The organism is Serratia inhibens, assembly GCF_003591175.1.
Classification (GTDB): Bacteria; Pseudomonadota; Gammaproteobacteria; order Enterobacterales; family Enterobacteriaceae; genus Serratia; species Serratia inhibens.
Window position 1 is genome coordinate 1518225 of record NZ_QYYG01000001.1, and the last position, 12655, is coordinate 1530879.

Consider the following 12655-nt stretch of genomic DNA (forward strand, 5'->3'; position numbering starts at 1 on the left):
CCGGCTATTTGGCCAGATCGATTGGAAAATCCTGAGAAGCGCGCTTCCATCGCGCAATCAATGTCTCTGCCGGCCAGGCGTCATATTCGCCCTGGTGCGCCGCCGGCCTCTCACCGCCGTTGAAAGGGTGAACCTCAACGGCAACCGGAGTCAACGCGTAGTCGCTCATCCATTGGCCATAGCCCTGCACCACAAATCCCTGGCTGCGCTGCCGGTACGCGCCGCGCTCCGCCAGATACACTTCCCGTAAACCGTACCACGGCAGGCCGGGCAGGTCATGGTGAACTAAATGATAGTTCAGATTGAGAAACAGCAGCCGCCACGGCCACGCCGCCTCATTAATAATAGAACGTGCCTGCGGAGCTTCAACGGCGCGATGCTCAAAAAACGATCTCACCTTGGTCAGCGCCAGCGCCGGGTAGCTGACGGCCAACAGATAAAATGCCACGCCAATGCCCTGCTGTTGCAACCAACCCAGCACCGCTACCAACAGCAGCAGATGCACCAGCCACATCGCCAGCGTGCGCAGTTCGCCGGCGACAATAGCCTTCAGTGCGTTGGCCAGCGTGGCGGCGATATCCAGCGCCGGGCCAAGCAGTACCCGCCCGACCAGCGTATTGCGAACCTTCGCCAACAGCGGAAACAGCCGTGGGAAACGCTGCCATTGGGCCTGGCTGAAATAATAGCTTTCGGGATCTTCATGCGGATCGGTCAGGTGTTCGTTACGGTGGTGCTGAATATGCGAATCGCGATACAGGCCATAGGGATACCAGACCGCCAGCGGCAACAGGCCAAACAGCTGATTGACTCGCGGCCAGCGCGTTGGGTGGCCATGGATAAGTTCATGTTGCAGTGACATATACCAGGTGGTCAGCAAGATCAGCAGCGGCGTGCCAAGCCACGGCCCCAGCGTCTGCCAATACTGCGCCACGCCAAACCAGCCGCCGTAGACCGCCGCCATAATGCCCCAGGTCGGCAGCTCCAGGCGCCAGTACCAGCGCCGTTTAAGCTGCCGGATCCAGTTATGCTGGGCAGAATGCAGATAGTGGCTGTGGCTTTGGGGTGAGGACATGCTGCGGCTCGCTGTAGGGAATTTTCCCCAGTATCTGCGAGCCGCATGGGCGCTCAAAATAACGAAAGCGGTAAAGCAAAGTTAAAAATCAGCTATTTGCGTAAACGGCCTGCGGTTGACATTCGATAGGGAAATTGACCGAGTTGGCGATAAAGCACAGGTGGTGCGCTTTTTCATGCAGTTGCTGCGCCAGTTGCAGATCGTCGCCGTCACGGAGCGTTACCCGCGGGCGCAGCGTAACCGCAGTAAAGAACCCGCCGCGCTGGGCATCTTCGCGCATGATACCGACGGCGTTGTCCTGATAGGCCAGCACCGAAATCCCCGAGGTGGCGCACAGGTGCAGATACCAAAGTTTGTGGCAGGCGCTGAGCGAGGCCACCAGCAGATCCTCCGGGTTCCAGCGGGCGGCGTCGCCGCGAAAGGCCGGGTCGGCGGAACCGGCAATATCCGCCTTGCCCGCCGCGCTGATGCGATGATCGCGACCATAAGATTTGTAATCCGGCGTACTGGCGCCCAGGTTACCTTCCCAGTTCACTGCCACGTCGTACCGATGTTCACCTTTCATTGCCCGATGTTCCTTTTGTCATGCATCAAAAAACGCTATTCAGAGATGAGCCGGGTAGACATCCCCGGCATCGGCATACTGCTGCAACCGTTCGCGCCACCATTTTGCCGCCAGGCCGGTGGCGCTTTCACGCCAGCCAAAATAGGCGATATCGCTGCAACGTTCCGCTTCGACCTTTTTCGCCACCAACTCGCCGCTGTTAAGGTAAGGTTCAGCCAGGTAGCGCGGCAGATAACCGCAGCCAAGACCACGGAGCTGCGCCCGCAATTTGGCGTCAAACCCAAAGACCGTCAGTTGATCTTGTTCCTCGAGGATATTCAGGTTCTGCGGGGCATTCACTCGCGAGGTATCCCGCACCACTACGGCCCGGTGCTGCCGGATATCGGCCTTCAGCAAGGGCTCGGCCAGCGCCGCCAGCGGGTGCTGCGGGGCCACGGCAAACACGTAATCCAGCCGGCCCAATTGGCTGAAAGCATAGCCGACGCGCGACGGCGGTTCACAAATAGCGCCGATAATAATGTCCGCGCAGCCATACACCAGCGACTCCCAGGAACCGGCCAGCACCTCATGGCTAAAGCTCAGGCGGGTATGATGATGACGCTGATAAAACTCTTCAATCAGCGGCAACAGCCGTTCGAACGGGAAAGACGCGTCAATACCCAGCGTGATCTCGCTCTCCCAGCCGTTTTCCACATAGCGCGCCTGCTGTTCCAGATCCTGCGCCGCCCGCAGCAGCACCCGGCCCTTTTCCAACATCAGTTTGCCGGTATCGGTGAATTTCGCCCGGTGGCCGGAACGGTCAAGCAAAGTAATCTCGAGGTCGCTCTCCAATTTTTGCACCATATAGCTCAGCGCCGATGGCGTTTTGAACAGTGCCGAAGCCGCAGCGGCGAACGAGCCGTGCCGATCCAGCGCATCCAGAATCAGTAACGCTTCCAGGTTTAGTCTCACCGTATTCCCCCGTGTATAAAAAAACTCAACAAGATGGCAAAAATTCTGCGCTATCTTTGAAATCAGCCCCTGTCTACCCTGCATTTTATCGGCTTTGCATTACGGCGGTTAATTCGCAGTAGGATTGGGAAAGTAAATCATGTCTGAATTTCAATTACTTGATAAAGATAACTCCGCACTGATTTTTATCGACCACCAGCCGCAGATGGCCTTTGGTGTGACTAATATTGATCGCCGGCTACTGAAAAACAACGCTGTCGGTTTGGCCAAAGCCGGCAAGATTTTTAACGTTCCCACCGTGTTCAGCGCGGTCGAAACCGAGCGTTTCAGCGGCGATATCTGGCCGGAACTGCTGGCGGTTCGCCCTGACATCGTCCCCCTTAAACGCGCTTCAATGAACGCCTGGGAAGACGCCGCCTTCATAAAAGCCATTGCGGCCACCGGCCGCAAGAAACTGGTGATTTCCGCACTGTGGGCCGAAACGGGTTTGACCTTCCCGGCATTGATGGCGCTGGAAGCCGGTTACGAAGTTTACCTGGTTACCGATGCCTCCGGCGGCACCCCGGACGATGTGCATGAGCGCGCTATCGCACCTCTGATCCAGGCCGGGGCCGCTCCGGTGACCTGGCAGCAGGTCTTGTTGGAATACCAACGTAACTGGGCAAGTAAAGAAACCTACGACGCGGTGATGGCGCTGATACGCGAACACCGCAACACTGACGCGCTGGTGCCTCCTGCTCCGGCACGCACGGCAAAATAATCTGTTGCCCCGGCTGCACGCCAGGTTTTTTTGGGAGTTGACTTAATGGTTCATCAGCAACATGTCACGTTAGTGATCACTCATCGTCTGGCACCGGGTCAGGAACAGGCCTATGAGGCCTGGCTGAAACGTATTATGCCGGAGGCCGCCGGCTTCACCGGCCACCTGGGCGTTAACGTGATCCGCCCCACCGGCAGCGAGCAGGCCTATACGATATTGGTGCGTTTCGACAGCATCGACAATTTGAACCGGTGGAACAACTCGCCGCTGCGCAAGAAGTACATCGCAGAAGTGGCGCCGATGCTGCTGGAAGACGACCACGTTGATATTCGCCCGGGGGCGGAATTCTGGTTCACGCCGCCGAGCGCCACTACCCGGCCACCCGCCAAGTGGAAACAGTTTTTGATCACCCTGCTGGTGATCTTCCCCTCCACCAATCTGGTGCCCTGGTTCTGGGGCAAGCTGCTGCCGCAATTGGGCGGCACGCTGCCCGGCCATTTTCTCAATGACGCTACCGTGGTCGCGCTGGTGGTTTTCCTCTGGATGCCGATCGTGACCCGCGTATTCCATCAATGGCTCATCCGCCACTAAGCGGTTTGCCAGGAGAGCAGTTCACAGGGATTGAATGGGCGATTACGGGGGTTGACAGGGAAAGGGTTTATGCCACCGGCGGCTTGGGGCACGCTCGGTTGTTCATGCGGTGCGTTTTAATCATATTAAGCTACCAACTTGATAACTTATTAAGCCGGTAGCTGATTAACGTTCTGAGCTATGGCGTTCTCAGCCTGAGCGCGCCATAGCCGGCCGCCTCTAGTCGCGATTGATATCCAGCCAGCGGCGCTGCTCGGCGGAGGCGGCTATCGCATCCAGCACGCAGGAGACTTTCCAGCCCTCTTCAAAATCCGGCCACATGCGATCGCCGGCGGCAATGCCGTTGACCAGATCGCGGATCTCCACCGTCTTCTGATCGTTAAAACCGATACCGTGCCCGGCGCTGATGCAAAACGCCGCGTAGTCCGGGTGCTTCGGCCCCACCAGCAGCGTTTTGAAGCCCTGCCGCTCAGCCGGTTCGTCATGACGATACAGCTTCAGTTCCGCCATCCGCTCCTGGGTATAGCTGAGCGTGCCTTTGGTGCCGGTCACTACGTAGGTCAGCCCCATCTTGCGCCCGCAGGCAATGCGCGAAGTTTCGATGGTGCCCATGGCGCCGCCGGCAAAACGCACCAGCGCACTGGCCTGATCTTCATTTTCCACTTCGTGCATCACCGTCGGGTCTTTGGCATCCGGCCGCTGTTTGATAATGGTCTGCATGTCGCCGGAGACCGCCACGATATCGCCCACCAGGTAATGCGCCATGTTAACGATATGCGCCGCCAGATCCCCCAGCGCGCCCAATCCGGCGCTGGCCTTGCGGCAATGCCAGTCTATCGGGGTGCGCGGATCGGCGAGATAATCCTCATTGTGGGTGCCATAGAAATGCACCACCTCGCCAATCTCGCCGTTGGCGATGATTTCGCGCGCCAGCTGGCTGGTCGGGTTTTTCATGTAGTTGAAACCCACCAGCGTTTTAACCCCTTTGGCGCGGGCGGCCCGCACCATTTCGGCGGCATCGTTGGCGTCCAGCGCCAGCGGTTTTTCGGAATAAACGTGCTTGCCGTGGCGGATCGCCTCCAGCGCCATCTCCTTGTGCAGGAAGTTTGGCGCGCAGATATCCACCACATCAATAGCCGGATCCGCCACCAACTGCCGCCAGTCGCCGGTAGAACGTGAGAAACCAAATTCGGCGGCGCGCTGTTGCGCCAGCTCCGGCGTCACCTCCGCCAGCATTTCCAGCACCAGTTCGCCTTTCAGTGGAAATACCGTGGCTGCCTGCGCATAAGCAATAGCGTGGCAACGCCCAATGTAGCCGGTGCCAATTAACCCAACGCGTACCTGTTTCATCACCTTCTCCCCTGCCGATATCCGTAATGTGGCCGGCGCGCCGCTTAATGAAACGCGCCATCTGAGACAAGGTTATATGGAATATAAATTTCAATGACAAGCCAAAGGAAAAATAAAACTCATATCCGTGATGCCGTTCATGAAACCCTGCAGACCATGATGCAACGGTGCGATGATCGCGATACGCTGCACCCGGCGGTGAAGAACGAGCGAATAAAATGGATATTTTATTTCATATCACGGCAAACCGTTGGCACCATACAGCAAGAACCCCGGCCGCTGTTTAAGCCGCTGCAGATACGCATTCAGCTCTGGGTAATCCGGACGCGAGAACGGCGTCATCAACCAGCGGTTCAGCGACAGCCCGATCACCACGTCCGCCAGGCTAAAAGCCGCACCGGCCATATAAGCCTGGCCCTGCGCCAGATGCTGCTCCAGTATGCCCATCAGCCGGTTCCACTCCCTTTCGGCGTCCGCCAACCGGGCCTGATCCTGATAAGCGGCATCCTGACGCACCCGCGACATGAACACATAGCGCCAGGCGTTGTTCAGATCGGTGGCCTGCCAGTCCATCCACATCTCGACCCCGGCCCGCGCGCCCGGCTCCAGCGGCAGCAGATCCTGACGCCCTTCACGGCCCACCAGGTAGCGGCAAATCGTATTGGATTCCCACAGCACCCGCTCGCCGTCGATCAGTACCGGCACCAGCCCGTTGGGGTTAAGCGCCAAAAACGCCGGTTCCTGGGTGGAGCGAAAACCGCTGCCCCAATCCTCCCGCTGCAATGCCACATCCAGTTCATGGCAGGTCCACAACACCTTGCGCACGTTAATCGATGACGCCTTACCCAATAACTTGAGCATGCCGTTTCCTTATTATCCCAGCCAAAAAGGTTTGCGCCCTTCCCGTTGCGCATCGGCGCGCGTCAGACCGACATCCGCCAACTGCGCGTCGTCCAGCAGCAACAGCGATTTACGCGTGCGGTGGCGTTGCAGGTATAAACGCCAACGGAAAAAGAGTAACCGGCTTCGCGCCGGCGCGCTATCTGCAAACAGGGTCATTATTGCGTTCTCCTTCGGTTTAGCCTCGACGTTCATGATGCGGTGCGGGTGAAAAACGGTACAGATTCAAGTCATGGGTATTTTTTCCATACAAAAGCTGTCTCTGCGTATCTGAATGGTCTAATTTAATCCCATCTGTGCCGGTTATTTTCCCATTCACTCTCATTTTGGGTATCTGTATGACACGCTACGCCACGCTGGCCGCCATCCTTAGCCAACGCATCGAACAGGGGCTTTATCCGACCGGTCAGCGCCTGCCGTCGGTACGTACGCTGAGCCAGGAACACGGCGTCAGCATCAGCACGGTGCAACAGGCTTATCGCCTGCTGGAAGAGAGCCAACTGGTGGAAGCGCGGCCGAAATCGGGCTATTTCGTGCGAGGGGTGCGTACATTGGCCGAGCTGCCTGCCGTCACCCGCCCGGTGCAGCGGCCGGTGGACATTTCGCAATGGGAACAGGTGCTGGAACTGATCCGCACCAAACCGCGTGAAGATTTGGTACAGCTGGGGCGTGGCATGCCGGATATCAGCGAGCCGACGCTGAAACCGCTGATTAAGGCGCTGGGGCATATGGGCCGCCACGGCGATCTGCGCAGCCTGTATTACGACAATATTCAGGGCGTGATGGGCTTGCGTGAGCAAATTGCCCGCCTGCTGCTGGATTCCGGTTGCCAGATAAGCGCCGATCAGTTGGTGATCACCACCGGTTGTCATGAGGCGCTGTCCGCCGGGCTGCGCGCCGTGTGCCAGCCGGGGGACATCGTGGCGGTGGACTCCCCCTGTTTTCACGGCACCATGCAAACGCTGAAGGGGCTGGGCATGAAGGCGCTGGAGGTCCCCACAGATCCGCTGACCGGCATCAGCCTGGAAGCGCTGGAAATGGCGCTGGACCAGTGGCCCATCAAGGCAATTCTGCTGACGCCCAACTGCAATAATCCGCTGGGTTACATCATGCCCGAGGCGCGCAAGCAGCGTTTACTGACGCTGGCGCAGCGCCATGATGTGGCGATCATCGAAGATGACGTCTACGGCGATATCGCCTACCAGTATCCGCGGCCGCGCACCATTAAATCCTTCGACGACGATGGCCGCGTGCTGCTGTGCAGCTCCTTTTCCAAAACGCTGGCTCCCGGCCTGCGCATCGGCTGGATTGCCCCCGGTCGTTATCTGGAGCGCGTGCTGCACATGAAATATATCGGCACCGGCTCCACCGCCACCCAACCGCAATTGGCGATTGCCGACTTTATCCGCCACGGCCACTATCTGCAGCATCTGCGGCGCATGCGTACCCGCTATCAACAAAACCGCGATCTGATGACCGGTTGGATCATGAAATACTTCCCACCCGGCACCCGCGTCAGCCAGCCGCGCGGCGGTTTCATGCTGTGGATTGAGCTGGACGACGAATTTGATACCCTGCGGCTGAACCGCTATCTGGAGCGACAAGGTGTGCAGATCGCCGTCGGCAGCATTTTTTCCGCCTCCGGCAAATACCGTAACTGCCTGCGCATCAACTACGCGCCGAAACTGACGTCAGAAATTGAGCAGGCGGTTCGCCGGGTCGGCGAGACCATCCAAAGCCTCCTGTTGGCGCCGGTAGCCGGCATTGAAAGCGCCCTGGCGCAGCGGGGTTAAAGCTTGTCGCAATCGGATTATCCGCGCCTGCCCTAACCTTTTACACTGGAGCCTTTCTCAACAGGCAGCCAAAGGAATCATCATGAGCAGCGATCAAATTCCGGTTTCCGGCGCGCTGGCGGTTCGCTTCGCGGCGCTGGGGGTGGATATTGAACAGGTTAGCCAACTGGCCGGCCTTCCCGGCGGGTTGCTCAGCGACGGACGCGAAAAAGCCAGGCTTTCCACCCGCCAGTATTTTGACATCTGGCGCGCGCTCGCCAGGTTGACCGATGACGCCGCATTCGGTCTGCGCCTCGGCGGCGACGCGGCGCAGGAACACTACGATATCGCCTCGGTCGCGGCGCTGCATTCCGCCACCTTGGGGGAAGCCTTGCAAAAGGTGGCCCGCTATAAGCGGCTGGTATGCCCGGAGGAGTTGATGCTGACGGAAGACGGCAACGGCGTGCGGCTGCATACCCGCTGGCTTATGGCCGAAGGCCACGCTCCCGACCTGCTGATTGATACCATGTTCGCCTACATCACTGCCCTGTGCCGCCGCGGCACCGGCATGGCGATCCAACCCCGGGCGATCGAGCTGACGCGCAGTCAGGATCCCGCCTCCCCGCTGCTGCGCTATTTTTCCTGCCCGATCCATTTCAACGCGCCGCTGGACGTGTTGGTGTTCGACCGCGCACTGATGAAGCTACCTTTTATTACCTATAACCAGGACAGGTTGGCCGGGTTGCTGCCCGGGCTGGAAGCCGAGCTGGCCAGGGCGCGGCAGGATGACAGCCTGCCCGCCCAGGTGATGGAAATTCTCGCTCGCAGCATGCGCGGGCAACGGCCCAGCGTGAACAGCGTGGCCGCCGAGTTGTACGTCAGCCCGCGCACCCTGCAACGTCGGCTGCAACAACAGGGTTACAGCTATCAGCAATTGCTGGATAAAACCCGCCACCGCACGGCCTGTCATCTGCTGTCAAACACCGATCTGGAGCCGGGTGAAATTGCCTTCGTGCTGGGATTTGAAGAGTTGAACTCGTTCAGCCGCGCCTTTATGCAATGGGAATCGCAAACGCCGAACCGTTGGCGCAACCGACGCGTGACCGCCCGTCAGGAGAACAGATGATGAGAGTGATAATCTTCGGGGCCAGCGGTATGGTCGGCCAAGGTGCGTTGCGCGAATGCCTGCTCGACCCGCAGGTCACAGAAGTGCTCAGCGTCGGCCGCAGCCCGCTGGCGCAAAGCCACGCCAAACTCAGGCAGTTGACGACGCCTGCCCTCAACGACCTGTCGGCGCTGGAGCCGCAGTTCGCCGGCTATGACACCTGTTTATTTTGCCTCGGCGTGTCGTCCTTCGGCATGAGCGAAGCCGACTATCGCGCGGTGACCTACGATCTGACGCTGGCCGCCGCCCGTCCACTGGCGCAGTTAAATCCGGCCATGACTTTTATCTACGTTTCCGGCGCCGGTACCGACAGCAGCGAGCACGGCCGCAGCATGTGGGCCAGAGTCAAGGGGGCGACCGAAAACGCCCTGCTGGCGCTACCGTTCCATGCGGTGATGTTCCGCCCCGGCGCTATCCTGCCGTTACACGGCATCCGTTCCAAAACCCGTGCTTACCATTTGCTGTATACGCTGTTTAAACCGCTGTGGCTGGGTGCCTTGCGGCTGTTCCCCAATCAGGTCACCACGACCGAAAGGATCGGGCTGGCGATGCTGGCGGTTGCGCGACATACGACGCCGCTGCTAATCATCGAACAGGCAGAAATTAACCGGTTGGCGCTGCCATCGGCAGTATGACTCTGCTATGTTAAAGCCGCGCGTGCGGGCTGTTTGCCCGCGCTTTCGCCCCTGTGACAGAAGACAGTTATCATGCCGCAAAAGATTTTATTCAGCGCCTGCCTGGCCGGATTTAAAGTTCGCTATAACGGCTCCGACAAACCGCTGGTCAACGCGACCCTGCAACGCTGGCAGCGCGAAGGCCGCCTGGTGGTTTGCTGCCCGGAACTGGCCGCCGGTTTTTCCACCCCGCGCCCCAGCGCAGAAATCACCCCGGCCGCCAATGGCGCCAGCGTACTCGCCCAGCAGGCGCGGGTGATGGAGGCCGGCGGCGGCGACGTCACCGACAGCTATCTGCTTGGCGCCCATCTGGCTCTGGAAACCGCGCGGCGGCACGGCTGCCGCTTTGCGCTGCTCACCGACGGCAGCCCATCCTGCGGCAGCCAGTTTATCTATGACGGTTCGTTCAGCGGCCAGACCAAACCCGGCAGCGGCGTTACCGCCGAGTTGCTGCGCCGGCATGGCATAGAAGTGTTTTCCGATCGCCAGCTTACGGCGCTGATCGCCCGGATTGAGGCGACGGAACGGAGCTAGCGGCGCAGATACGCCGCCAGCCGCTGCTGCAAGTGCGAAATGCCCTGTGGATGGGCGATAAAGCGGTCGATGGCCATCATCTGCCAGCATTGTCCCTCATCGCCAAAGCGAATGGCGGCAATTTGCGCCGGCGTGATTTCGCCCACCATAAACCAGGTGGCTGGGTAGCCGGCCAGAATACCCTCATGGCGCTGTTGCCGGCTCACCTGCCGAGCGGCAATACGCAGGCCAAATTCCTCGAAGGTTTCGCGTTGCACGCATTGCAGCGGCGTTTCATCGCCTTCGCGCCCGCCGCCGGGCAGATCCCAGCAGCCGGGCCAGGGGATACCGATTTTGTCATCACGCCGATAGGTCAGCAGGCTATCGCCGCACAGCAGCGCGATTTTGGCGCCGCCGAAGCTGTCGTTGTCCATTACGCCTCATGATTCTCCGCCCGTTTGCCAATCATATTACCTCATCCTTCTGCCCGCTGGTGTATAGTGAAAATCCGTTTTCACGACAGGCGAACAATAGCGATGAACTCTCCGTTTCTGGTTACCCCACAATGGCTTGCACAGCATATCAACGATGAAGATCTGGTGGTGGTCGATGTCAGGATGTCCCCGGTCGGCCTGGTGCCGAAAAAGGATATGCTCGCCGAGTTTGAACGCGGCCATATACCGGGCGCGGTGTACTTTGATATCGACGACGTAGCCGACAAAAACACCGCCCTGCCGCACATGTTGCCGACGGCGGAAGCATTCAGCGCGGCAGCGGGCAAGCTGGGTATCAACGATAAGCACACCATCGTGTTTTATGACGAGGGCAATCAGTTTTCCGCACCGCGTGGCTGGTGGACCTTCCGCAACTTTGGCGCGCAGCAGGTTTACGTGCTGGACGAAGGCCTGAACGGTTGGGCCGCATTGGGCCAGGCACTGGAAACCGGCCCGGCACAGCCTGACCCCCAAACCTTTAACGCCCGCTTCAACGCCGATGCAGTAGTGAATATGCAACAGGTGGAACAGGCGTTGAACACGGAGGTGCAGATTTTGGACGCCCGCGCCGCACCGCGTTTTTACGCCGAAGCGCCGGAGCCACGCCCAGGACTGCATCGCGGCCATATCCCCGGCAGCATCAATATTCCGTACGGCGAACTGCTGGAAAACGGCCGCTTCAAATCGCTGGAAGCGCTGAAGAAAACCTTCAGCGATAAAGGGGTGGACATCAACGGGCCGATCGTCACCAGCTGCGGCTCCGGCGTCACCGCCGCGGTGCTGGCGTTTGGCCTGCTGTCGCTCGATGCACCGCAGGTGAAGCTGTATGACGGTGCCTGGACCGAATGGGGTGCGCTGAGCGGCAACCAACCGATCGAACAGGACTAACCGTCGATCCGTTCGGCCACGATCTGCGCCAACCGCCCAATAGCCGCAGAGGGGTTTTCTTCGGCGCGGTGCAGCACCACGCCGATGTGGCTGAGCGCCGGCAAGGCACCGGGTGCCAGGCGGAGTAATCCCGATGGCAACCCGGCATCGGTGCGTACCGTGACCCCCAGCCCGGCGCTGACCGCCGCCCACACGCCGTTCAGGCTGCGGCTGGTGAAGGCGATGCGCCACGCGATACCGGCGCGATCCAGCGCGTTGGTCGCCGCACTGCGCATCAGGCAAGGGGCGTCGAACATCACCAGCGGCAAGGGTTCATCACCGCCCTGCCACTGGCTCAGATCGAAGTTCGGCGAGGCGATCCAATGCATCATCCGGCGGCCCAAATCCTGCTGAAATGGCGTGCTGATGCCGCCGTCCCACGCCAGCGATAAATCCAGTTGCCCTTTCAGCACCCAGTCGATCAGCTCCGCGTTGCGGGCGATGCGCGCCTCTATGCGCACCTTCGGATGGGCGCGGGTGAAGCTACCCAGCACCTGAGGTAAAAAGGTTTCACCGAAGTCTTCCTGCAACCCAAGCCGCACGGTGCCTTGTAAATCCAGCCCGCGCACCGCAGCGGCAGCCTCGTCGTTCAGTTCCAGCAACCGCCGGGCATAGCCCAGCAGCGTTTCACCGGCCTCGGTCATCACCATACCGCGCCCGGATTTACGCAAGATCGGCGCACCGATCTGCTGCTCCAGTTTTTTCAGGTGCGCGCTAACCGCCGAGGTCGAACGCCCCAGCCGCTCCGCCGCCCTGGCGAAGCTGCCCAACTCAATGCCGGTAACGTAACTGCGCAGATCGTCGAGATCGAAGGTGACTCGCCCCATGCTGACCATCCCGTTTTCAAGAACCATTAGTCAAAATAATGCCGATTTTACTGATAAAGATGGCGTGTCATGCTCGCCGGGTCAATGCCTTTCA

The 12655-nt window shown here is 59.7% G+C and carries 15 protein-coding genes; 7 read left to right on the forward strand and 8 right to left on the reverse strand.

The genetic code is table 11. The annotated features are described in order from the left end of the window. Positions 1-4: 4 nt before the first annotated feature. The 3 genes from D4100_RS07225 to D4100_RS07235 form a co-directional block, all read right to left on the reverse strand. The gene (locus tag D4100_RS07225; protein WP_119803789.1) at positions 5-1072 is read right to left on the reverse strand and encodes a fatty acid desaturase; all 1068 of its coding nucleotides are present in this window, start codon (positions 1070-1072) and stop codon (positions 5-7) included. 88 nt (positions 1073-1160) lie between these two features. Then, entirely contained in the window at positions 1161-1637 is a 477-nt protein-coding gene (locus D4100_RS07230; protein WP_119803791.1) for an OsmC family protein, read from the reverse strand. Positions 1638-1676: 39 nt separating this feature from the next. Next, positions 1677-2588 carry a LysR substrate-binding domain-containing protein gene (locus tag D4100_RS07235; RefSeq protein ID WP_119803793.1) on the reverse strand — a complete coding sequence of 304 codons (912 nt, stop codon included), beginning with the start codon at positions 2586-2588 and terminating at the stop codon, positions 1677-1679. Between the two features lie 139 nt (positions 2589-2727). Here D4100_RS07235 and D4100_RS07240 point away from each other — a divergent pair, with 139 nt between their 5' ends. Continuing rightward, complete coding sequence (locus D4100_RS07240) at positions 2728-3348, forward strand: hydrolase (protein WP_119803795.1); 621 nt, start codon at positions 2728-2730, stop codon at positions 3346-3348. Between the two features lie 45 nt (positions 3349-3393). Continuing rightward, complete coding sequence (locus tag D4100_RS07245) at positions 3394-3939, forward strand: antibiotic biosynthesis monooxygenase (protein ID WP_065506086.1); 546 nt, start codon at positions 3394-3396, stop codon at positions 3937-3939. A 219-nt stretch (positions 3940-4158) separates the two neighbouring features. Here D4100_RS07245 and D4100_RS07250 read toward each other — a convergent pair whose 3' ends face one another. The 3 genes from D4100_RS07250 to D4100_RS07260 form a co-directional block, all read right to left on the reverse strand. Next, complete coding sequence (locus tag D4100_RS07250) at positions 4159-5289, reverse strand: Gfo/Idh/MocA family protein (RefSeq protein ID WP_119803797.1); 1131 nt, start codon at positions 5287-5289, stop codon at positions 4159-4161. Between the two features lie 237 nt (positions 5290-5526). Continuing rightward, positions 5527-6150, reverse strand: a complete 624-nt coding sequence (locus D4100_RS07255; RefSeq protein WP_065506084.1) for a glutathione S-transferase family protein — start codon at positions 6148-6150, stop codon at positions 5527-5529. A gap of 12 nt (positions 6151-6162) precedes the next feature. Beyond that, positions 6163-6351, reverse strand: a complete 189-nt coding sequence (locus D4100_RS07260; protein ID WP_065506825.1) for a YjiS-like domain-containing protein — start codon at positions 6349-6351, stop codon at positions 6163-6165. A gap of 176 nt (positions 6352-6527) precedes the next feature. Here D4100_RS07260 and D4100_RS07265 point away from each other — a divergent pair, with 176 nt between their 5' ends. From D4100_RS07265 to D4100_RS07280, 4 genes are all read left to right on the forward strand, one after another. After that, a complete protein-coding gene (locus tag D4100_RS07265) occupies positions 6528-7982 on the forward strand; it encodes an aminotransferase-like domain-containing protein (protein WP_119803799.1) in 1455 nt (484 codons plus the stop codon). An 82-nt stretch (positions 7983-8064) separates the two neighbouring features. Then, positions 8065-9087 carry an AraC family transcriptional regulator gene (locus D4100_RS07270; protein ID WP_119803801.1) on the forward strand — a complete coding sequence of 341 codons (1023 nt, stop codon included), beginning with the start codon at positions 8065-8067 and terminating at the stop codon, positions 9085-9087. Further along, positions 9087-9761, forward strand: a complete 675-nt coding sequence (locus tag D4100_RS07275) for a Rossmann-fold NAD(P)-binding domain-containing protein (RefSeq protein ID WP_199685673.1) — start codon at positions 9087-9089, stop codon at positions 9759-9761. The genes D4100_RS07270 and D4100_RS07275 overlap by 1 nt, the downstream gene beginning before the upstream one ends. Positions 9762-9833: 72 nt before the next feature. Next, on the forward strand, positions 9834-10334 hold the full coding sequence (locus D4100_RS07280) for a 2-thiouracil desulfurase family protein (protein ID WP_119803805.1): 501 nt from the start codon (positions 9834-9836) through the stop codon (positions 10332-10334). On the opposite strand, the gene D4100_RS07285 is transcribed toward D4100_RS07280, so the two are convergent. After that, the gene (locus D4100_RS07285) at positions 10331-10747 is read right to left on the reverse strand and encodes an NUDIX hydrolase (protein ID WP_119803807.1); all 417 of its coding nucleotides are present in this window, start codon (positions 10745-10747) and stop codon (positions 10331-10333) included. The two genes, D4100_RS07280 and D4100_RS07285, sit on opposite strands and share 4 nt — an antisense overlap. 102 nt (positions 10748-10849) lie before the next feature. Here D4100_RS07285 and sseA point away from each other — a divergent pair, with 102 nt between their 5' ends. Further along, positions 10850-11695: a 3-mercaptopyruvate sulfurtransferase gene (gene sseA, locus D4100_RS07290; RefSeq protein WP_065506078.1), complete on the forward strand. Its 846-nt coding sequence runs from the start codon at positions 10850-10852 to the stop codon at positions 11693-11695. Here the strand turns inward: sseA and D4100_RS07295 are convergent. Beyond that, positions 11692-12561 (reverse strand): LysR substrate-binding domain-containing protein, encoded by an 870-nt coding sequence (locus D4100_RS07295; protein WP_073439246.1) that lies wholly within the window; start codon positions 12559-12561, stop codon positions 11692-11694. The two genes, sseA and D4100_RS07295, sit on opposite strands and share 4 nt — an antisense overlap. Positions 12562-12655 lie beyond the last annotated feature (94 nt).

What these genes read in the sequence shown, in the direction of transcription:
- D4100_RS07225 (WP_119803789.1), bottom strand. Translation starts at nt 1,072, where the DNA reads ATGTCCTCACCCCAAAGCCACAGCCACTATCTGCATTCTGCCCAGCAT.
- D4100_RS07230 (WP_119803791.1), bottom strand. Translation starts at nt 1,637, where the DNA reads ATGAAAGGTGAACATCGGTACGACGTGGCAGTGAACTGGGAAGGTAAC.
- D4100_RS07240 (WP_119803795.1), top strand. Translation starts at nt 2,728, where the DNA reads ATGTCTGAATTTCAATTACTTGATAAAGATAACTCCGCACTGATTTTT.
- D4100_RS07245 (WP_065506086.1), top strand. Translation starts at nt 3,394, where the DNA reads ATGGTTCATCAGCAACATGTCACGTTAGTGATCACTCATCGTCTGGCA.
- D4100_RS07250 (WP_119803797.1), bottom strand. Translation starts at nt 5,289, where the DNA reads ATGAAACAGGTACGCGTTGGGTTAATTGGCACCGGCTACATTGGGCGT.
- D4100_RS07255 (WP_065506084.1), bottom strand. Translation starts at nt 6,150, where the DNA reads ATGCTCAAGTTATTGGGTAAGGCGTCATCGATTAACGTGCGCAAGGTG.
- D4100_RS07265 (WP_119803799.1), top strand. Translation starts at nt 6,528, where the DNA reads ATGACACGCTACGCCACGCTGGCCGCCATCCTTAGCCAACGCATCGAA.
- D4100_RS07270 (WP_119803801.1), top strand. Translation starts at nt 8,065, where the DNA reads ATGAGCAGCGATCAAATTCCGGTTTCCGGCGCGCTGGCGGTTCGCTTC.
- D4100_RS07275 (WP_199685673.1), top strand. Translation starts at nt 9,087, where the DNA reads ATGAGAGTGATAATCTTCGGGGCCAGCGGTATGGTCGGCCAAGGTGCG.
- D4100_RS07280 (WP_119803805.1), top strand. Translation starts at nt 9,834, where the DNA reads ATGCCGCAAAAGATTTTATTCAGCGCCTGCCTGGCCGGATTTAAAGTT.
- D4100_RS07285 (WP_119803807.1), bottom strand. Translation starts at nt 10,747, where the DNA reads ATGGACAACGACAGCTTCGGCGGCGCCAAAATCGCGCTGCTGTGCGGC.
- sseA (WP_065506078.1), top strand. Translation starts at nt 10,850, where the DNA reads ATGAACTCTCCGTTTCTGGTTACCCCACAATGGCTTGCACAGCATATC.
- D4100_RS07295 (WP_073439246.1), bottom strand. Translation starts at nt 12,561, where the DNA reads ATGGGGCGAGTCACCTTCGATCTCGACGATCTGCGCAGTTACGTTACC.